The organism is Actinokineospora sp. (assembly GCF_052390155.1).
Classification (GTDB): domain Bacteria; phylum Actinomycetota; class Actinomycetes; order Mycobacteriales; family Pseudonocardiaceae; genus Actinokineospora.
This window is the reverse complement of the sequence record NZ_JBQTHF010000082.1, coordinates 17,763-37,016: the sequence shown is the minus strand read 5'-3', so window position 1 is coordinate 37,016 and position 19,254 is coordinate 17,763. Positions and strand designations below refer to the sequence as shown.

Genomic DNA, 19,254 nt, shown 5'->3' with positions numbered 1-19,254 from the left:
GCTACGCCCTGACCATGCGCGGCGTCCTGCGCGCGGGCGTCGACCTCCGGCAGGCGGTCAAGGTCGCACTCGCGGCGGACACGGTGTCGATCGCGGTCATGGAGATCGTCGACAACGCCGTGATGGTAGCCATCCCCGGCGCGATGGACGCCGGGGTGACCGGCTGGCTGTTCTGGGCCGCGCTCGCCTTCGCCCTCGGTGTCGCGTTCGTCGTCACCTGGCCGATCAACCGGTGGATGATCGGCCGCGGACTCGGCCACGCGGCCGTCCACGCGGGATAAAGTGACAAGCATGGAGGCGAGGGCGCACGGCACGCTGCTGCGGTGGCTGTTGCTGTGTGCCCTCGCGCTCGGCGTCGTGGGGATGCACCATCTCGGCCCCGTTTCCACCGGGGTCGAGACCGTGGCCGTGGCGCAATCGGCTATGGACGGACACGGCGCCCCGGCCCCGATCGACCACCCGTCCGAAAGTGATCAGCCGCGCGATCCGCACTCCGACCACGGCCTGCTACACCTGTGTCTCGCCGTACTCGGCGGTGTGGCGGCGCTGCTGATCGGCACACTGCTGCACACGTCCAGGACGCGGCCGCATCCACCCGCGATGACGATCATCGCCTGCCGCCCGGTTCCGCGACGGCCACTCGCCGGACGACATCTGCTCTCCACGGTCTGCGTTCTTCGGCTGTGAGCGTTCACCTGGCCGGTTTCACCTCGGCGAGCTGATTCGCGAACGCAAACCATCAGACCTGTGAGGACACAGCATGACTGTCTCGACCATTCGTGCAGGGATCGCCGCCGTCGCCGCGGCCGCCCTGCTCAGCGCCTGCGGCAGTGGCGACCACGCCACGCCGGGCATGCAGCACGGCGGATCCACTGGGAGCACTCCGGCCGCCGCCGGGCAGCAGGGCGACCACAACGACCAGGACATCGCCTTCGCCCAGGACATGATTCCGCACCACAGCCAGGCATTGGACATGGCCAGGCTGGCGCCGTCCCGCACCACCAACCCGAAGGTCCTCGACCTCGCGGCCCGCATCGAGAAGGCGCAGGACCCCGAGATCAACCAGATGCGGGACTGGCTCACCAGGTGGGGAGCGACCGCACCCGCGCAGTCGCCGGGGATGGACCACGGGTCCGGCCACGGATCGATGCCGGGGATGATGACCGCCGACGAGATGGACCAGCTCGAAGCCGCCACCGGAGTCGAGTTCGACCGCAGGTGGCTGGAAATGATGATCAAACACCACGAAGGTGCCGTAGAGATGGCCAACACGGAGCTGGACAAGGGGCAGAGCAGCGAAGCCAAGACGCTCGCCCGAGCGATCATCGACGGTCAGCAGGCGGAGATCACCGAGATGCAGGACCTGATTCTGTCCTGACGGCGGCCGGGGGGGGGGCGCCGGGGGGGCCGCCCCCACCACCCGGGTTAGTCGACGGAACACGGTCGGCGACCCGGGTACGCTGCGATCCGAAAAGGAGGGGGTCGGGGATGTACGGGCTCGGCGGGCTGGAGTCAGCGATCATGGACGTGTTGTGGGCCGCGGACGAACCGGTCCGGGTGCGGACGGTGCTCGAACGCCTCGACACCGGCAAGAACCTCGCCTACACCACGGTGATGACAGTGCTGGACATCCTGCACCGCAAGCAGTGGGTGGAGCGGGAAATGCACGATCGGGCCTACTACTACCGACCGGCGTTCAGCCGGGCCGAGGTGGGGGCGCGGTCGCTGCGGGAGATCATCGACCACTCCGGGGACCCCGAAGCGGTGCTGCTGCACTTCGCCAGGTCGGTCACCGAGTCCGAATCCGAGGCCCTGCGCCGCGGGTTGCGGAAGAAACCGCCCCGGCGATGACCGTCGCGGTCGCCATGTTCCTGGGCGCCGCCCTGACCGGCTGGTGCGCGCCGCGGTGGCTGCGGGCGCTCGGCGCGACCCGAACGGACCCCTTCGTCCTGTTCACCGCGTGGTTCATGGTGATCCTGGGCGCTCTGGCGACTATCGCGGCGGGAATCGTCCTGCTGCTCGTTCCCGATCACGGATCGACCACGGCCGTCCTCGCCTCGATAGCCCACTGCATGGAGTCGCTGTCGCACGGCGCCGCACCGCGGACCGAAGAGTTCGCCGGGTTCGTCGGTATCGCCCTGCTGACGATCCTGGCGGTCCGGTTCGCGTTGATCGGCCTGCGATCGGCTCGGCGGCGCGGCCGAGCCAGGCAGGCCCACGTCGCCGCGCTGAGCGTCGGCGCCCGCAGCGAGGAAGGCAGGCACCTCACCCTCTGGCTGGAGCACGACCAGCCACTCGCATTCAGCCTCGCGGGCGGGCGCGGCGTCATCGTCGCGACCGAGGCCCTGGCACGGCAACTGACTCCCGCGCAGGTGCGGGCGGTGCTGGCACACGAGCGGGCGCACCTACGCGGCAGACACCACCTGCTGATCGCCTGCGCCGACACGCTCGCGGCCGCACTGCCCGGCATCCCCCTGCTGCGCGCGGCGCCCGCGGCGTTTCGGCTGCTCGCCGAACTCAGTGCCGACGTGCTGGCGGTGCGCGCCTGCGGCGCAGGGGCTGTCCGATCCGCCCTGGTCCACGTCAGCCACACCACCGTTCCGCCAACGGCTCTCGCCATAGCGGGCAGCGATGTCGACCTCCGGCTGGCGCGGCTCGACCACCCGTCCCGGCGCGGCAGGCTGCGCCGGGCGGTGTCCTTCGGTGTCGCCACCGCGGTCGCGGTCACCCTTCCGCTGTCGATGGCGGTGTTCGGCCTGCTCGTCATGGCGCTGGTGTCCTGCCCGACCGCCGGCTAGCGGAAGCCCGGCCGGTGGACGGCGGGGCGGACACGGTTCGCTTCCCGTGCGGTTTCGGCCGGGGCACAACGGCCCTACTAAGCGGATTAGTGTCCACATAGCGTCACCCCGCTGGGGATCTGCCGTGATCTCACCCGGAGGCGACAATGCGTGGACGACGACGCTTACAACTGCGTCGAACAGCTTTGCTGAGCGCGGTCACCCTGCTGCTCGGCACGATGGCGGCCGGTGTGTCGAGTGCCCATCCCGACCACGGCGGCGGGGGCCGCGAGGACTTCCCCGGCGAAGGTGTCGCCGACGGTATGTACAAGCAGCACGACGGCACGGGCGGGCACCTGCCGCCCGTGCGGAACAACGTCACCCTGGTCGGGAAGGCCGCGGTCACCAATCCCTCCGGTGCGGGCAACGTCGGACGCGTCGCCGACGTCACCGCGTTCGGCGACTACGCCTACCTCAACGCGTTCCGGGAGCCCACCTGCGAGCGGGCGGGCGTGCACGTCATGGACATCTCGAACCCGGCCAGCCCGACCGAGGTCCTCGACGCCTTCATCCCCACCAGCGCGGGTTCCTACGCGGGCGAGGGCATCCAGGTCGAGCACGTGAGCAACGCCTTCTTCGACGGCGACCTGCTGATCCACCAGAACGAGACCTGCCCGGGCCAGACACCGCCGCCGCCGAACGTGGGCGGCATCTCGCTGTGGAACGTGTCGAACCCGCGCGACCCCCAGCCGATCGCGCTGCACGTCGGCGACGTCACCAACCCGGATGGCGGCATCGACCCCGCCCCGAACCAGACCCACAGCATGCGGATGTGGACCAACAACTTCGACCGCAAGACCTACGTCGCGCTCGTCGACGACGAAGAGGCGGCCGACGTCGACATCATGGACATCACCGACCCGTACCGCCCCGTGATGGTCAACGACGAACTCGACCTCGGCGCGGTGTTCGGTGTCGACCAGGCGAGCCCGTCGAACCTGACCTCGGTGTTCAGCCACGACATGATGGTCACCAAGATCGGTCAGCGGTACGTGATGAACGTGAACTACTGGGACGGCGGGTACGTGCTGCTCGACGTCACCGACCCGCGGCCGGGGAAGGTCACCCTGATCGCCGAGTCCGACTACGCGGCGCTGGACGAGGAGCGCCTGGCTCGCGGCGAGTCCATCTCCCCGGAGGGCAATGCGCACCAGTCGGAACTCTCGCCCAACAAGAAGTTCCTGCTCGGCACGGACGAGGACTTCAACCCGTTCCGGGTGACCGCGACGATCGACTCCGGTCAGTACGCGGGCACCGCCTACACCGCGACACAGGCCAGCGACACGCCGCCGATCGACCAGGACACCACCATCACCGGCCCGGTGACGCTGGTCGGCCAGGCTTGTGACGCCGCCGCGGTGCCCGCGGGGACCGGCACCGCGCTGATCGAGCGGGGTGTGTGCACCTTCCAGACGAAACTCGATGCCGTCGTGGCCAAGGGATACACCTCGGGCATCGTGTTCCAGAACGTGCGACCGGACTGCCTGTCCAGGTTGACCATGCTGACTGAAGGCAACATCCCGTTCGTGTTCGTCAACCGGGTGACCGGCCTGCAGTTGCTCGGCGTCCCGGGCGTCACCGAGGCCAACGCCTGCACCACGTCCACACCCGCGCTCGGCACCCCGGGCGAATCCACCACTATCCGCGCCGTGTTCGACGGCTGGGGCTACGTGCGGCTGTTCGGCACCGACATCCCCAACAAGCGCGGGCTGCCCGGGTCGATCACCCAGATCGACACCTACAGCGTGCCCGAGGCACAGGATCCCGCCTACGCCACCGGATTCGGCGACCTCTCGGTGCACGAGGTCGCGATGGACCCGGACAACAGCAACATCGCCTACCTCTCCTACTACGCGGCCGGATTCCGCGTGGTGCAGTACGGCAAGAACGGCATCGAGGAAGTCGGCGCCTTCATCGACCAGGGCGGCAACAACTTCTGGGGCGTCGAAGTCTGGAAGGACGAGACCGGCGAGAAGTACGTCCTCGCCAGTGACCGCGACCACGGCCTCTACGTATTCCACTACGACGGCTGACCACCACGGAACAAGGCACGGGCGGGCTGTCCACTTCGGACAACCCGCCCGGTCCCTTGGCGGGCAGTGTCAGTGCGGGGGTCGCAATCCGGCGAGAGTCACCGTGACGAGCCTGCGGACCGCGGCTTTGGACCGCAGGCCGCCCGCCGCGGCGAGGGCGTGCAGGCAGTAGCCCGCGAGTTCGTCGGGGGCGACGTCGGCGCGGAAGTCGCCGGTCCGCGCGCCCTCGACCAGCAGGTCACGGACCATGTCATGGAGCTGGTGCCGCGCGTGGGCGACGTGGTCGCCGCGGTGCAGGAAGGCGCCGAGTCCGGCGTCGTGGCGGCCGTGGGACTCGTGGGTGATGAGCGCGTACGCCTCCAGCACGGCTTCGAGACGCGTGCCCGGCTCACCCGGCCTGCTTCCGACGTCGGCGAGTCGGGCCAGGTGGTCGCCGATCTGCCGTTCGTGCCACGCGAGCAGGATCGCCTCGACGTCGGGGAAGTACTTGTACAGCGTGGCCCGTCCGATGCCCGCGTCCTCGGCGATCCGCGACATCGTCACCGCCAGCAGCCCGCGCTCGATCACCAGGGCGGCCGCGGTGTCCAGGATCGCGTCGCGCACCGCGAGCCGATGCGCCTCGATCGTCTCGTTCCACAGCTTCGGCACCCACGTAGCGTACGCGACGACGACCTCGATACAGTATGCTCGCCAAAGAGACACAGTGTCTCGAAAACAATCCGCCGCAGCAGGAGGACGCCATGGCCGACCCGACCCCCGGTGACACCGGCATGCCGCGCTGGGTGCGGCTGACTCTGCTCACCGCTGCCGTTCTGGCCGTCCTGGTGATCGGAATCCTGCTGCTCACCGACGGCCACGGCCCCAGTCGCCACCTGTCGTGACGGTCATGCGACCCCGCCTGCGCAAGGTGGCGCTCACCGCACACGTCACCACCTCGGTCGGCTGGCTCGGCGCGGTCCTCTGCGTCCTGGCACTCGCCATCGCGGGCCGGACCAGCCAGGACGCCCAAGTCGTGCGGGCCGCGTACCTCGCGATGGACCTGACCGGCTGGTACGTCCTCGTCCCGCTGAGCATCGCGTCGCTGCTCACCGGTCTCGTCCAGGCACTGGGCACCACCTGGGGCCTGTTTCGGCACTACTGGGTCCTGATCAAACTCCTGATCACCGTCGTCGCCACCGCCATCCTGCTCGTCTACACCCGCACACTCGGCTACCTGGCCGACACAGCCCTCGACGGATCAGACCCCGACGCGCTGCGGACCCCCTCGGTGGTGATGCACGCAACCGCCGCGCTCCTGCTGTTGCTCGCGGCCGCGACACTGTCGATCGTCAAGCCGCCGGGAAGAACCAGCTACGGACAACGCAAACAACACTCGCGGCACACTCAACCGCGACGGTAGCCACCCACTGTTCCCGCCAGGGAGGATGCGCGCCCGCACGCAGGGCCGCTTTGGCCGCTTGATTTTATGGTCTGACCAAAATAAGGTGACGGAAAGGCAGGTGGCCGGTCGAGGAGCGCGTCGTGCGAGTAGGTCCAAGGGAGAGCGTCCCAGGTGTGGTGCGCGGCGATGCGGCGATGAGACAGCCCGCCTCGATCTGCCCGGCACCCGGGACGCAGGCGCTCGGCGGGCACCGCGCGCCTGCCGGTTGCGGCTGATGCGGGCGGTCGTCCTGCGCGAGTTCGGACCGGCGAGCGTGCTCCGACTCGGTACCTTCCCCGATCCGGTGGCCGAACGCGGCTGGGTCGTGGTTCGGCTCCGCGCCAGCGCGCTGAACTGGCACGACGTCCTCGTCAGGCAGGGCAAGTACCGGTCGCCGGTGCCGCATGTGCTCGGCGCGGACGGCGCGGGCGAGCGCGTCGACACCGGGGAGCCGGTGATGATCCTGCCCTCGTTGTGGTGGGGCGCCGACAACAGCGCGCCGGGCCCGGGGTTCGAGATTCTCGGTGACCACGCGCCGGGTACCTACGCCGAGCTGGTCCGGGTGCCCGAGGAGTGCGTCGTGCCCAAACCCGACGGGCTCGACTGGGCGCAGGCGGCGGCGTTGCCGCTGGTGGGCGTGACATGTTTCCGCGCGCTGTTCACGCGTGGGCGGCTCACGGCAGGCGAGTCCGTCCTGGTGCTCGGCGCGAGTGGCGGTGTCGCGACGATGGCGGTGTCCCTCGCGGCCGCCGCCGGTGCGCGGGTCGTGGTCACGTCCTCGTCGGCGGAGAAGATCGAGCGGGCGCGGGCGCTCGGGGCGAGCGACGGCGTCGGCCACACCGGACCCGATTGGGTGAGCACAGCGCGGGAGTCCGCTCCCGGCGGCCACGGGTTCGACCTGGTGCTGGACTCCGTCGGCCGCTGGCCGGAGTCGGTGCGGGCGCTGCGCCCCGGCGGCAGGCTGGTCGTGCTCGGCGCGAGCCTGGCCGAGCGCGCGGACCTCGACATCCGGTCGTTCTACTTTGGACAGTACGACCTGCTCGGCACCACCATGGGCAGCCCGAGGGACTTCGCCGGTCTGCTGTCCATGATGGACACGACGCGGGTGGCGCCGCCGGTCATCGACACGGTGTTCCCGCTCGACGCGGCCGACCGGGCGCACGAACGGCTGGAGCAGGGCACGGGATTCGGCAAGATCGTGCTCAGCCACGACTGACGCCACGAACAGCGTCACCACCGATGAGGAAGAAGGTCAGCGATGAAGCCCCAGGAGTTCACCGACGTCACCTACGAGGTCGACAACGGCCTCGCCTGGATCACCATCAACCGGCCGGAGCGCTACAACGCGTTCCGCGCTCGCACGGTCGACGAGCTGGTGCACAGCTTCAAGCTGGCCTGGGGCGACGACGAGGTGGGCGTCGTGTGCCTGACCGGTGCGGGTGAGAAGGCGTTCTGCACTGGCGGGGACCAGAAGCAGCGCATGGAGACCGGGGACTACGGCCCGTCGGAGACGGGACTGTTCGAAGTGGACTCGCTGCACCGGGTCATCCGGGACGTGCCGAAGCCGGTGATCGCGGCCGTCAACGGGTTCGCCATCGGCGGCGGACACGTGCTGCACCTGCTCTGCGACCTCACGATCTCCTCGGACACCGCGGTCTTCGGGCAGAACGGGCCCCGGGTCGGCTCGTTCGACGCGGGCTTCGGCACCGGCCTGCTGGCCAGGGCGATCGGCGAGAAGCGGGCGCGGGAGATCTGGTTCCTGTGCCGCAAGTACAGCCCGGCGCAGGCCGAGGCGTGGGGCCTGGTGAACAAGGTCGTCGCGCCCGGCAGGCTCCGCGACGAGGTCCGCGAGTGGGCCGACGAGATCCTGCGGCTCTCCCCCACCGCGTTGAAGGTCCTCAAGCAGTCGTTCAACGCCGACACCGAGCACTTCGCGGGCATCGGGCAGATGGCCTATTCGAGCCTCAAGCTGTTCGGTGAGACCGCGGAGGCGCAGGAGGGCATCGCCGCGTTCAACGAGAAGCGCACGCCCGACTTCGCGAGCCACCGCACCCACTGAGGCGGATCATGTCTGTGTTCGCGCCGGATCTGCTCGACGGCAAGCGAATTCTCATCACGGGCGGTGGCACCGGACTCGGTCGCGGCGTCGCCGGGCACCTGGTCGAGCACGGCGCGCAGGTCCACCTCTGGGGCAGGCGGGCAGGCGTTCTCCAGGAGGCCGCCGCCGAGGCGTCGGCGTCGCGGCCGGGCTCCGTGCACTTCCAGTCCGTCGACGTGCGCGACGGTGCGGGCGTCGACGAGGCGATGGGCGCGCTGTGGGCCGACCACGGCCCGCTGACCGGTGTGGTCAACAACGCCGCGGCGAACTTCATCGCGCCGACCGAGTCGCTCTCGCCCCGGGCGTTCGAGGCGGTCACGGCCACGGTGATGAAAGGGTCGTTCCACACCACGCACGCCGCGGGGCGGCGGTGGATCGCCGAGGAGCTGCCGGGCAGTGTGCTCTCGATGCTGACGACATGGGTGTGGACCGGTTCGGCCTTCGTCGTGCCCGCGGCCATGGCCAAGGCGGCGGTGCACTCGATGACGATGTCGCTCGCGGTCGAGTGGGCGAAGTACGGCATCCAACTCAACGCGCTGGCCCCCGGGCCGATACCCACGGACTACGCCTGGGAGATGCTCAACCCGACCGACAAGAGCTCGGTCGGCGCCACCCAGGCCGAACAGATCCCGATGGGGCGCATGGGCACCGTCGAGGAGTTGGCGAACCTGACGATGTTCCTGCTGTCCGACGCCTGCCGGTACCTCACCGGGCAGACCATCGCGATGGACGGCGGCCAGATGCTGGCCGGTCCCGGCACCTTCGCCGGGCTGGCCGCACTCTCCCCCGAGGACTGGACCGCGATCCGGGAGAAGAGCAAGGCCGCGACGGCGGCCACCAAGTCCCAGCGCTCCTGACACAGCGGGTCAGGGAATCGCGGGCTTCATCGGTGCGGTTTCCCGGGTCGTGGTCATCGCCGACAGGATCCGTCTGGTCCCGTCCTCGGCTTCCTCGGCCGACAGGCCCCACACCGGCGCGACCAGGTTCAGGTGGTCGAAGTCGGCCGCGTGCCGTGCGGCGTGCTCGGCGAACCGGTCCGGGGTGCACGCGATGGCGATCCGGTCGATCGCCTCGTCCGGCACCGCGTCGGCCATCGCGGCGCCGTCGCGGTTCTTCGCCGCCGCGCGGATCCGGTCCTGGTGCGCGCTCCAGCCGTGGATCGCGAACAGCCGGTCGTACACCCGCGACGGTGCGTACTGCGCGATGGCGAACGCGATCTGCCTGCGCGCGGCCTGCTCGTCCTCGTCCACCGCGCACATGCGGATGCCCTTCACCACGAACCCGTCGAGGGTGCGGCAGGCGGCGTCCGCGCCGGCGGCCAGCCCCGGGCGGATCACCTCCGCGAGGTACTCGGCGGTCGTCATGGGATGGCACACGAGTCCGTCGGCGACCTTCCCGGCGGCCTGGACCATCCGCGGGTTGACCCCGGCGGTCCAGATCGGCAGGTGCGCCTGGAACGGTGGCGGGGTGTCCGCGGTCGGCGCCAGGTGGAGCCGGTAGAAGCGGCCGTCGTGGTGCACCGGTCCCGCGTGCAGGCGCCACAGCTTCCGCAGGACCTCGACGAGCTCCTCCATGCGCGCGGCGGGCGCGTCGCCGCTCACGCCGAGCCAGTTCTCCAGCATCCCGCGGGTGCCGTTGCCCAGGCCGAGGACGAGCCGGCCCTCGGACAGTTCGTCCAGGTCGCGGGCCTCCGCGGCCCAGATCATCGGCGAGCGGCCCGCGCCGTAGGCGATGTTCGAGCCGATCCGAACGCGGCTGGTGGCCGCGGCGAGCAGCGCCATCGGGATGGTCGCGGACCGGTTGTACAGCTCACCGGTCCAGACCGCGCCGAAGCCCGCGTCCTCCGCGGCGCGGGCGAGCGCCGCCGCGCGGTGGAACCGCTCGGCTCCCCGACCCGCACTGAAGATCGTCAGCCCGTACCGGCCGAGCCCAGCCGTGTCGCGCTCCATCGCCCCTCCGGTCGTCGTTGTGGGTGGTCAGCCGAACCTCGAGGCCCGCTTCTCCAGGAACGCGGTGATCCCCTCCTTGGCCTCGCCACACTCGAACAGCTCCTGCACTTGGGCGACCTCGTACCGGAAGCCCTCGTCCAGCGGCAGGTCGAACGCCGCGTCGACGGTGCGGATCACGGCGCCCAGGGCGGGCAGCGACATGGCGCCGAGCTGCCCGGCGAGGTCGAGGGCCGCCTCGCGAGCCGAGCAGGCGTCGGCGAGCCGGTCGACCAGACCGATGGCCTTGGCCTCGTCCGCGGGCACCTGACGAGCGGTGGTCATGATGTCGATCGCCCGGCCGCGCCCGACCAGCCGCGGCAGGCGCTGCGTGCCGCCCGCCCCTGGGATGAGCCCGAGCCGGACCTCGGGCAGACCGAACTTCGCGTCGGCGCCCGCGACCCGCAGGGTGCACGCCATCGCGAGTTCGAGCCCGCCGCCGAGGGCGAGCCCCTCGACGGCGGCGATCGTGATCCGCGCCGATCCGGCGAGCCGGTCGAGCACCCCGCGCAGGCCGTCGCCGTAGGCGGTGAACGAGTCGGCGTCGATGGCGGACATGTGCTTGATGTCCGCGCCCGCCGCGAAGAAGCCCGGGATCGCCGAAGTCAGGACGATCGTGCGAACCTCGCCCCGGCGGTCGGCCGCGTCGAGTGCCGCGGACAGCCCGTCGAGGATCGGCGGGCCGAGCGCGTTCGCGGGCCGCTGGTCCATGGTGACGACCACGACACCCGCACCGGCGTCGGTCCAGCTCACTGCCTCGGTCATGCTCACGCCATCGTCAGGCCGCCGCTGACGGACAGCGTCTGGCCGGTGATGTAGTCGGTGGCGTCGGAGGCGAAGAACGCGACGGCCGCGGCGACGTCCGCGGGCTTGGCGAGCCTGCGCATGGGGACCGAGCGGGTCATCCCGGCGAGGACCTTCTCCGCGTCCTGGCCCGCGTTGTCCGCGAACTTGCGCAGGGCGGGCGTGTCCGTCGGTCCCGGGCACACCGTGTTGGCCGTGACACCCTTGACCGCCACCTCGCGGGCCAGGGTCTTGGTGAAGGCGATGATGCCGCCCTTGGCGCCGGAGTAGACGGCCTCAAGGGACGAGCCGACCCGCCCGGCGTCGGAGCCGATGTTGATCACACGCCCCCAGCCCCGTTCGATCATGCCCGGCACGACGGCGTGGGTGACGCGCAGCGCGCCCTTGAAGTTGATGTCGAGGACGCGGTCCCAGAACTCCTCCGTGGTGTCGACGAAGCTCATGAAGTCGTCCCACCCGGCGTTGTTGACCGCGATCTCGACCGGCCCCAGTTCCTCGGTGACCGTCTTGACGGCGGCCTGAACCGAGGCGGCGTCGGTGACGTCGGCGTGGACGGCGAGCGCGGTGCCGCCCGCGGCGGTGATCGACTCGGCGGTCGCCTGTGCGGTGTCGAGGTTGAGGTCTACGACGGCGACGCGGAAGCCCTGCGCGCCGAGGGTGGTCGAAATGCCCTGGCCGATGCCCTGGGCGCCGCCGGTGACGAATGCGACTCGGTTGCTCATGTTGTCCTTTCGGCTCAAGGGGGTCAGTGCCACTCGATCGGGCCCGCGACAAGGGAATGGCTCGTGAGGGTCCGGCCGAGGACGGTCTGCGCCTGGCGGGCCGCGTCGATCACCGCCCGCAGATCGACTCCGGTGCGGACACCCATCTCGTGGAACATGCTGATGAGGTCTTCCGTGGCGATGTTGCCGGTGGACCCCGGTGGAACCGGGCAGCCGCCGAGCTCGCCGAAGCTGGACTCGAAGCTCGTGCAGCCCGCTTCCAGTGCGGCATAGGCGTTGGCGAGGCCCTGGCCGCGGGTGTTGTGGAAGTGGGCGGTGACCTCCACCCCGGGCAGCCGGTCGAGCGCGGCGGCGAAGAACTCGCCCGCGTAGGCCGGGTTCGCCATCCCGGTGGTGTCACCGAACCCGATCTCGGTCGCGCCCGCCTCGGCGAAGCGCTCGGCGAGGTCCAGGACCCGGGTCCGCTCGATCCGGCCCTCGTACGGACACCCGAACGACGTGGCGATGACGGCGGCGCAGGCGAGGGCCTCGGCCCGGATCCGCTTCGCCATCACGGCGTTGTCCGCCATGGTCTCCTCGACCGTGCGGTTCACGTTCTTCTTGTTGTGCGTCTCCGACGCACTGACGAAGATCGCCGCCTCGTGGAAGGTCTCGCGCACCGCCAGCGCGTTGTCGAGGCCCTTGCTGTTCGGGATCAGCACCATCAGGCTGACCGTCTCGGGCACGTCGACGCGGCGGAGCACCTCGACCCCGTCGGAGAGCTGCGGGATCACGTCCGGTCGGACGAAGCTCGCCACCTCGATCCGGGTGAACCCGGCCAGGGCCAGTGCCTCGATCAGGCGGACCTTGTCGTCGGTCGGGATGTGCTCCGGCTCGTTCTGGAACCCGTCGCGGGGCCCGACCTCGCGGATGCGGACCGACTGCGGCCTGCTCACTGGTCCGCCTGAGGTAGACCCAAGGGGTGTCATCGTTCGTCCTTCCTCGCTGCGTGCAGGAGTGTGTCTCGGTGTTCGGGGGCGGCGATCGCGGCGAGCCGGGCGGCTCGTTCGGACAGCGGGCAGCCGCGCAGGTGCGCCGCGCCGTACTCGGTCACGACCACGTCCACGTCCGCCCGCGCGGTCGTCACCACGCCGCCACGGAGCGCGGCCACGACCGTCGACTCGCCACCCGCCCGCGCGCGCAGCGCGATGATCGAGCGGGCGCCCGTGCGGGCGGCTGCCCCGGAGAAGTCCGCCTGGCCGCCGATGCCGCCTAGGTAGCGACCGCCCGCGACCTCGGCCCCGACCTGGCCGGTCAGGTCGACCTCGAACGCCGAGTTGATCGACACCAGCCTGCCGAACCGGGAGAGCACCCGCGGGTCGTGGGTGTAGCTGGCCGGTCGGAACTCCACGGGCACGGTGCCGAGCCGGTCGTAGAGGTCGGCGCTGCCGATCGCGGTCCCGGTGACGACCAGACCCTGGTCGATCTCCTTGCGCCGCCCCGTGATCACGCCCTTCTCGACGAGTCGGAGAACCCCGTCGGTGAGCAGGCCGGAGTGGAAGCCGAGGTCGCGGTGGCCGGTGAGGCCGTCGAGAATGGCGGTGGGCAGCGCGCCGATGCCGACCTGGATCGTGTCGCCGTCGGCGACGAGCCCGGCGACGTGCCCGGCGATGGCCTCGTCTACCGCGTCGGGAGGTTGGACCGGTGCGGCGGGCAGCGGGCGGTCGCTCTCGATGACGGCGGCGAACCGGTCGATCGGGATCCCCGGGGTTCCGGTCGTCGCGGGCATCCGCCGGTTGATCTCGCCGATCAGCGTTCTGGTGTGCCGCAGCGCGTCGGCCGCGTAGTCGGCGCCGATCCCGAGTGTGCACATCCCGTCCGGCCCGGGCGGGGACACCTGGACGAGGCCGACATCGCGGGGCAGCACACCCTCGGCGAACAGCCGCGGCAGCGTCGAGTAGTGCCCGGGCACGATGTCGAGCAGGCCCGCGCGGCTCAATGCCCGCAGCTCCCCCATCGCGCCGTAGGACACAATGGACAGTTCGGCGGGCAGCTCGCGGGCGAGCCTGCGGTTCCAGGTCAGGCCGCAGAACGCCCGGCAGGGACCGATGCCCGCGACCTGGTCGAGCAGCGCGTCGACCAGCGGTGTCGCCTCCGCCGCGGCCTGGCCCCACCAGATCCCGTCGCCCGGCCGGACGTGCCCGCTCAGGTCGATCATCAGCCGACCCGCTGCACCAGGGTCGCCGTGCCGAGCCCGCCGCCGCAGCACATCGTGACCAGGCCCAGCTCCGCGTCGCGGCGTTCCAGCTCGGCCACCACGGTCGCCAGCAGGCGCGCCCCGCTGGCCCCGACCGGGTGGCCAAGGGCGATCGCGCCGCCGTTGACGTTGACCCGGTCCGTGTCCGGCTTCAGGTCCCGTTGCCACGCCAGCACGACCGAGCTGAACGCCTCGTTGACCTCGAACAGGTCGATGTCGGACACCGCGAGGCTGTTGCGCGCCAACAACGCGCGCGTCGCGGGGATCGGGCCGGTCAGCATGATCACCGGGTCAACACCGACCGTGGTCTGGTCGAGAATGCGCGCCCGCGCGCGCAGGCCGTACTCCTCGACGGCGGGCCGCGAGGCGAGCAACAGGCCCGCCGCACCGTCGGAGATCGGCGAGGACGTCCCGGCGGTGATGCGGCCGTTCTCCGCGCGGAACGGGGTGCGCAGCCCCGCGAGGGTCGCCGCGTCGGTGCCCGGGCGGACGCTCTGATCGCTCGTCCGGCGCTCACCGTCGAGCTCCCACGGGATGATCTCCGCGGCGAACCGGCCCGCCGCGATGGCGTCCGCGGCGAGCCGGTGCGAGCGCACCGCGAATTCGTCCAGCTCCACCCGGTCGATGTCCCAGCGCTCCGCGATCAGCTCGGCGCTCTCGCCCTGGTGCACGAAGTCGTACTGCTCCCACATCGGCGGGGTCCACGGTTCGCCGTAGAGTTCGGAGATCTTCGCCGGGGAGTCGATGGGCACCCGGCCCATGTGCTCCACGCCCCCGGCCAGCACGACGTCGTGCACACCGGAGCCGATCAGGGCGGCGGCCATCTCGACGGCCGTCTGCGCGGAACCGCACCGCCGGTCCAGCACCACACCGGGCACCTCGGGCGGGTAGCCCTCGTGCAGCCAGGCGTTGCGGGCGATGTTGCGGGACTGCTCACCGAACGGCGCGGTACAGCCGATCACGAGATCCTCGACCGCTTCGGGCGCGAGACCCGAACGCGTGAGCAGCTCGCGGTAGACGGTACCCAGCACCGTGTTCGGGTGGGTGTCGCGGAACCAGCCGCGCTCGGGGTGCGACCGGCCGAACGGCGTCCGCGCGGCCTCGGCGATGAGGACCTCGCGGCCCGCCGCGGCGAAGGGACTCGTCGTGGTGCGCGGCATCAGATGACCGTCCCGCCGTCGACCGGGAGCACCTGGCCGGTGATGTAGGACGCCGCGTCCGAGGCGAAGAACACGAAGCTCGCGGCGATCTCCTCGGGTTCGGCCCAGCGGCCGAGCGGGATGCGGGCCAGCGTCTTGGCTGCCAGTTTCTGGTTGTCCCGGATGGTCTGCGTCATCGGCGTCGCGGCCAGTGGCGCGAGCGCGTTGACCGTGACGTTGCGCCGGGCCAGCTCGCGGGCGAGCGATTTGGTCAGCCCGACGACACCGGCTTTCGCCGCGCCGTAGTTGGCCTGGCCGATGGTGCCGGTGAGCCCCGCGGCGGAGGTGACGTTGATGATCCGGCCGGTGCCGTCCTCGGGCAGGTACGGCAGCACGGCCTTCGCGCACGTGTAGGAGCCCACGAGGTGGATGTCGACCACCCGGCGGAACGCGTCCTCTTCGAGGTCGGCGAACATCGCGGGCGCGATCGCGCCCGCGTTGTTGACCAGCACGTGCACTGTCCCGCCCGCCAATTCCGCGGCGTGGGCGGCCGCGGCGTCGGCGGCCGACCGGTCCCGGACATCGAGGACGTGGTGCTCGGCCGTGCCACCGGCCGCCGTGATCTGTTTCGCGACGGCCGCCGCGGCGGACTCGTCCACGTCGGTCACGAGCACCGCGGCGCCCGCACGCGCGTACGCCTCGGCCACCGCGGCCCCGATGCCGCTGCCCGCGCCGGTGATCAGGGCGCAGCGGCCCGCCAGAGAGAACACGTCCAAGCCCGGCATCAGTAGCTCCTCGGCAATCCGAGCACGTGGGACCCCAGGTAGTTCAGGACCATCTCCTGGCTCACCGGCGCGATCCTGAGCAGCCGCGCCTCGCGGAAGTAGCGGGCGACGTTGTACTCCTCGGAGTAGCCCATGCCGCCATGGGTCTGCAGGGCGCGGTCGGCGGCCTCGAACCCCGCGTCGGCGCAGAGGTACTTCGCGGTGTTCGCCTCGCGGGCGCATGGCTCGCCCCGGTCGTAGCGCCAGGTTGCCTTGCGCAGCACCAGTTCCGCGGCGTCGAGCCGGGCGAGCGAGTCGGCGAGCGGGAACTGCAGGCCCTGGTTCATCCCGATCGGGCGGCCGAACACCTCGCGCTGGTTGCCGTACTTCACCGCCCGGTCGAGTGCGACCCTGCCCAGGCCGAGGGCCTCGGCCGCGACGAGCATCCGTTCGGGGTTGAGCCCGTCGAGGATGTAGCGGAAGCCCTGTCCCTCCTCGCCGATCCGGTCCTCGACCGGGACGTGCAGGTCGTCGATGAACAACTCGTTGGAGGAGACGGCGTTGCGGCCCATCTTGGGGATCGGCCGGATGTCGATCTTGCTGCGATCGAGGTCGGTGAGGAACAGCGTCATACCGTCGGTCTTCTTCGCGACGTCCTCAAGCTTCGTCGTCCTGGTCAGCAGCAGGATCTTCTCCGACTCCAGCGCCTTGGAGATCCACACCTTCCGGCCGTTGACGACGTAGTGGTCACCGTCGCGCCGGGCGAAGGTCGTGATCCTCGTCGTGTCCAGGCCCGCGCCGGGCTCGGTCACGCCGAAACAGACGTGCAGGTCACCGCTGACGATGCGGGGCAACGTGCGGCGTTTGAGCTCCTCGGACCCGTGCACGATCACCGGATGCATCCCGAAGATCGACAGGTGGATGGCGCTGGCGGCGTTCATCCCGCCGCCGGACCTCGCGACCTCCTCGATCAGGATCGACGCCTCCGTGATCCCGAACCCGTGCCCGCCGTACTCCTCCGGCGTCGTGATCCCGAGCCAGCCGCCGCTCGCGAACGTCTCGTAGAACTCGGTCGGGAACTCGTGCGCCAGGTCCTTGGTCATCCAGTAGTGGTCGTCGAACTTGCCCGCCAGCTCCGCGACCGCCTTGCGGATCGTCGCCTGGTCCTCTGTCAGCTCGAAGTCCACCGAACCTCCACCGTCCGAACCACCGTTGTCCGATTAAGGACTTACCTTATCAAAGGACTGACCAAAGCTGGAGTGAGGTTCCTCTCCGGCGCAGAGGCCCAGGGCCTCGGCGATGCGCTCGTTCCACACCGTCGGCGTACCGAACAACTGCTGGTTGAGCTTGGCCCGCTTGTAGTAGAGCTGGAGGTCGTGCTCCCAGGTGTAGCCGATCGCGCCGTGCAGGGTGAGCGAGGTGTCCGCCGCGGCGGCGACATCCGCCGTGACCTGCGCCTTGGCTGCCGCCGCGTGCAGCGGGGCGTCGGGGTGTCCCACTTCGACCGAGGCCGCCGCGAGGTAGACGATCGAGCGGGCGGACTCGACCTGGACCAACATCTCGGCCGCGGCGTGCTTCACCGCCTGGAACGACCCGATCGGCACGCCGAACTGCTTGCGCTGTCCGCTGTACTCCACCGTCATGTCGAGCATCTGCGCGGCGAGGCCGAGCGAGTCCGCGGCCGTGAGAACCGCGGCCCGCAAGGCCGTGTCCCGCAGCACGGCTTCCGGGTCCGTGGCAAGGGAGACCCCCGTCGCGCCGGTGAACACCACGTCCGCCACGGTCCGCGTCCGGTCGGTGAGCACTCGGCCGCGCACCTGCACCCCGGGTGAGTCGGCGTCGACCAGCACCAGTGCGAGGCCGTGCCGGTGGCGGACGGGGACGACCATGCGCCGGGCCCGGTCGGCTCCCAGGACACCCGCGACCGAACCGACGAGCCCGTCGCCGTCGTCGGAGACCGTGGGACGACCGCCCGGAACCGACTGCGCCGGGACCGCGAGCACGGTCGTCACCCCGTCGGCGAGCAACTCCTTCGCCGCGTCGGGGGTGGTCGACAACGCGGGAACGGCGAGCATCGACCCGAACCACGCCGACGCCGGGGCCACGCGCCTGCCGACTTCCTCCGCGGTCAGGGCCAACTCGACGAGGCCGCCACCCTCGCCGCCGATCTCCTCGGAAGAACCGACCGAGAACCAGCCCGCGGCCGCGAATTGCCGCTCGAAGGCACCGTACTCGCCGGAGTCGAGCCACTCGCGCAGGACCGGGGACGGGCAGCGGTCCCGAAGCCAGTCGCGCAGGGTCGACCGGAAGTCGGTCTGTTCCTCCGACAGTTCCCATCGCATGTGCTGCTCCTAGCCCGAATCTCAGTGCGCGTCGGCACCTGATTCGCGTTGGCAATGCTACTTTAGGTCTGACCTTAGGACCAAGACAGTGGAGTTGACATGACGACAGAGAGCCCGCACTCGTCGATCCGGTTGTCTCCCCTGGAGGTTCCGAAAGCCTCGGACGTGCTGGCGAACGAACTGCGCGAACGCATCCTCTCCGGCGAGTACGTCGAGGGGACCCCGCTGCCGCCGGAACGTGAGCTGGTCAAGCAGACCGGGATGGGCCGGACGACCGTTCGCGAGGCGCTGCGCATTCTCGAAGTGCAGGGCCTGATCCGAATCAAGGCGGGCCGGGCGGGCGGCGCGTTCGTGCACCGACCGGGCGAGGACTCCGTCGCGAACTCGCTCGACCTGCTGATCCGCGGACGGCAGATCAGGCTCGCGTCGGTCCATGAGACCAGGGAGGCGATCGAGCCGACCTGCGCCCGCCTCGCCGCGTTCAACCGGACGCCCGGCGACCTTCGTCGGCTTGATGCGGCGAACGAGGCGATCGGGTCGAACGGGAGCCTCGACGCGTTTCTGCAGGCGAACGTGGACTGGCACGTCGGTGTGGCGACGGCGAGCCACAACGAGATCCTGACCGGGATCATGATGGCCCTGTCCCGCGCGATCTACACGACCACGCGCAACGAGGGCTTCGTCAACGACGAGGTCCGCGCGATCGCGGCTCGGGCGCACCGCTCGGTCACCAGGGCCATCAGGGAGCAGGACGCGGACGCGGCGGCCCGCAGGATGACCCGGCACGTGCACGCCTACGCGGCCGCCGCGCTGGAGGCGGACGACCGGACCGCCATCATCCTCTCCGACGAGGGGTGACCAGGCGACGCGGTTC

The 19,254-nt window shown here is 70.6% G+C and carries 22 protein-coding genes; 12 read left to right on the top strand and 10 right to left on the bottom strand.

Translation table 11 applies throughout. From position 1 onward, the window contains the following. From ACT4N7_RS25560 to ACT4N7_RS25535, 6 genes are all read left to right on the top strand, one after another. Positions 1-281 (top strand): DUF4396 domain-containing protein (locus ACT4N7_RS25560; RefSeq protein WP_444831396.1); only part of this gene is annotated, 281 nt, incomplete at its 5' end. A 10-nt stretch (positions 282-291) separates the two neighbouring features. Then, positions 292-687 (top strand): hypothetical protein, encoded by a 396-nt coding sequence (locus ACT4N7_RS25555; protein WP_444831395.1) that lies wholly within the window; start codon positions 292-294, stop codon positions 685-687. 73 nt (positions 688-760) lie between these two features. Beyond that, on the top strand, positions 761-1,378 hold the full coding sequence (locus ACT4N7_RS25550; RefSeq protein ID WP_444831394.1) for a DUF305 domain-containing protein: 618 nt from the start codon (positions 761-763) through the stop codon (positions 1,376-1,378). 110 nt (positions 1,379-1,488) lie between these two features. After that, complete coding sequence (locus ACT4N7_RS25545) at positions 1,489-1,851, top strand: BlaI/MecI/CopY family transcriptional regulator (protein ID WP_444831393.1); 363 nt, start codon at positions 1,489-1,491, stop codon at positions 1,849-1,851. Further along, entirely contained in the window at positions 1,848-2,798 is a 951-nt protein-coding gene (locus ACT4N7_RS25540; RefSeq protein WP_444831392.1) for a M56 family metallopeptidase, read from the top strand. Before ACT4N7_RS25545 ends, ACT4N7_RS25540 begins: the two co-directional genes overlap by 4 nt. A 146-nt stretch (positions 2,799-2,944) precedes the next feature. Continuing rightward, positions 2,945-4,870, top strand: coding sequence for a PA domain-containing protein (locus ACT4N7_RS25535; protein ID WP_444831391.1), 1,926 nt, complete (start codon positions 2,945-2,947; stop codon positions 4,868-4,870). A 69-nt stretch (positions 4,871-4,939) separates the two neighbouring features. Here ACT4N7_RS25535 and ACT4N7_RS25530 read toward each other — a convergent pair whose 3' ends face one another. Then, a complete protein-coding gene (locus ACT4N7_RS25530; protein WP_444831390.1) occupies positions 4,940-5,518 on the bottom strand; it encodes a TetR/AcrR family transcriptional regulator in 579 nt (192 codons plus the stop codon). Positions 5,519-5,610: 92 nt separating this feature from the next. Between ACT4N7_RS25530 and ACT4N7_RS25525 the strand changes: the two genes are divergently transcribed. The 5 genes from ACT4N7_RS25525 (at position 5,611) to ACT4N7_RS25505 (ending at position 9,245) form a co-directional block, all read left to right on the top strand. Continuing rightward, positions 5,611-5,751 (top strand): hypothetical protein, encoded by a 141-nt coding sequence (locus tag ACT4N7_RS25525; protein WP_444831389.1) that lies wholly within the window; start codon positions 5,611-5,613, stop codon positions 5,749-5,751. 5 nt (positions 5,752-5,756) lie between these two features. Next, complete coding sequence (locus ACT4N7_RS25520; RefSeq protein ID WP_444831388.1) at positions 5,757-6,269, top strand: DUF2269 domain-containing protein; 513 nt, start codon at positions 5,757-5,759, stop codon at positions 6,267-6,269. Positions 6,270-6,525: 256 nt separating this feature from the next. Next, positions 6,526-7,506 carry a quinone oxidoreductase family protein gene (locus ACT4N7_RS25515; RefSeq protein ID WP_444831387.1) on the top strand — a complete coding sequence of 327 codons (981 nt, stop codon included), beginning with the start codon at positions 6,526-6,528 and terminating at the stop codon, positions 7,504-7,506. Positions 7,507-7,548: 42 nt separating this feature from the next. Continuing rightward, positions 7,549-8,349: an enoyl-CoA hydratase-related protein gene (locus ACT4N7_RS25510; protein WP_444831386.1), complete on the top strand. Its 801-nt coding sequence runs from the start codon at positions 7,549-7,551 to the stop codon at positions 8,347-8,349. Positions 8,350-8,357: 8 nt separating this feature from the next. Further along, entirely contained in the window at positions 8,358-9,245 is an 888-nt protein-coding gene (locus ACT4N7_RS25505) for an SDR family oxidoreductase (protein WP_444831385.1), read from the top strand. A 9-nt stretch (positions 9,246-9,254) separates the two neighbouring features. Here ACT4N7_RS25505 and ACT4N7_RS25500 read toward each other — a convergent pair whose 3' ends face one another. From ACT4N7_RS25500 to ACT4N7_RS25460, 9 genes are read right to left on the bottom strand one after another with little or no spacing between them, the layout of a single operon-like run. Continuing rightward, positions 9,255-10,337: an LLM class flavin-dependent oxidoreductase gene (locus ACT4N7_RS25500; RefSeq protein ID WP_444831384.1), complete on the bottom strand. Its 1,083-nt coding sequence runs from the start codon at positions 10,335-10,337 to the stop codon at positions 9,255-9,257. A gap of 27 nt (positions 10,338-10,364) precedes the next feature. Then, positions 10,365-11,138, bottom strand: coding sequence for an enoyl-CoA hydratase/isomerase family protein (locus ACT4N7_RS25495; RefSeq protein ID WP_444831383.1), 774 nt, complete (start codon positions 11,136-11,138; stop codon positions 10,365-10,367). 2 nt (positions 11,139-11,140) lie between these two features. Then, on the bottom strand, positions 11,141-11,899 hold the full coding sequence (locus ACT4N7_RS25490; RefSeq protein ID WP_444831382.1) for an SDR family NAD(P)-dependent oxidoreductase: 759 nt from the start codon (positions 11,897-11,899) through the stop codon (positions 11,141-11,143). A gap of 23 nt (positions 11,900-11,922) precedes the next feature. Further along, on the bottom strand, positions 11,923-12,834 hold the full coding sequence (locus ACT4N7_RS25485; RefSeq protein ID WP_444831381.1) for a hydroxymethylglutaryl-CoA lyase: 912 nt from the start codon (positions 12,832-12,834) through the stop codon (positions 11,923-11,925). Positions 12,835-12,863: 29 nt separating this feature from the next. Beyond that, positions 12,864-14,096 carry an acetyl-CoA hydrolase/transferase family protein gene (locus ACT4N7_RS25480; protein WP_444831380.1) on the bottom strand — a complete coding sequence of 411 codons (1,233 nt, stop codon included), beginning with the start codon at positions 14,094-14,096 and terminating at the stop codon, positions 12,864-12,866. After that, entirely contained in the window at positions 14,096-15,295 is a 1,200-nt protein-coding gene (locus ACT4N7_RS25475) for a thiolase family protein (protein ID WP_444831379.1), read from the bottom strand. Before ACT4N7_RS25475 ends, ACT4N7_RS25480 begins: the two co-directional genes overlap by 1 nt. Continuing rightward, the gene (locus ACT4N7_RS25470) at positions 15,295-16,059 is read right to left on the bottom strand and encodes an SDR family NAD(P)-dependent oxidoreductase (RefSeq protein ID WP_444831378.1); all 765 of its coding nucleotides are present in this window, start codon (positions 16,057-16,059) and stop codon (positions 15,295-15,297) included. Before ACT4N7_RS25470 ends, ACT4N7_RS25475 begins: the two co-directional genes overlap by 1 nt. Next, positions 16,059-17,225, bottom strand: coding sequence for an acyl-CoA dehydrogenase family protein (locus ACT4N7_RS25465; protein ID WP_444831377.1), 1,167 nt, complete (start codon positions 17,223-17,225; stop codon positions 16,059-16,061). The genes ACT4N7_RS25470 and ACT4N7_RS25465 overlap by 1 nt, the downstream gene beginning before the upstream one ends. A gap of 33 nt (positions 17,226-17,258) precedes the next feature. Then, the gene (locus ACT4N7_RS25460; protein WP_444831376.1) at positions 17,259-18,380 is read right to left on the bottom strand and encodes an acyl-CoA dehydrogenase family protein; all 1,122 of its coding nucleotides are present in this window, start codon (positions 18,378-18,380) and stop codon (positions 17,259-17,261) included. Between the two features lie 99 nt (positions 18,381-18,479). On the opposite strand from ACT4N7_RS25460, the gene ACT4N7_RS25455 reads away from it, so the two are divergent. Next, positions 18,480-19,238, top strand: a complete 759-nt coding sequence (locus ACT4N7_RS25455) for a FadR/GntR family transcriptional regulator (protein WP_444831375.1) — start codon at positions 18,480-18,482, stop codon at positions 19,236-19,238. The last annotated feature ends 16 nt before the right edge of the window (positions 19,239-19,254 follow it).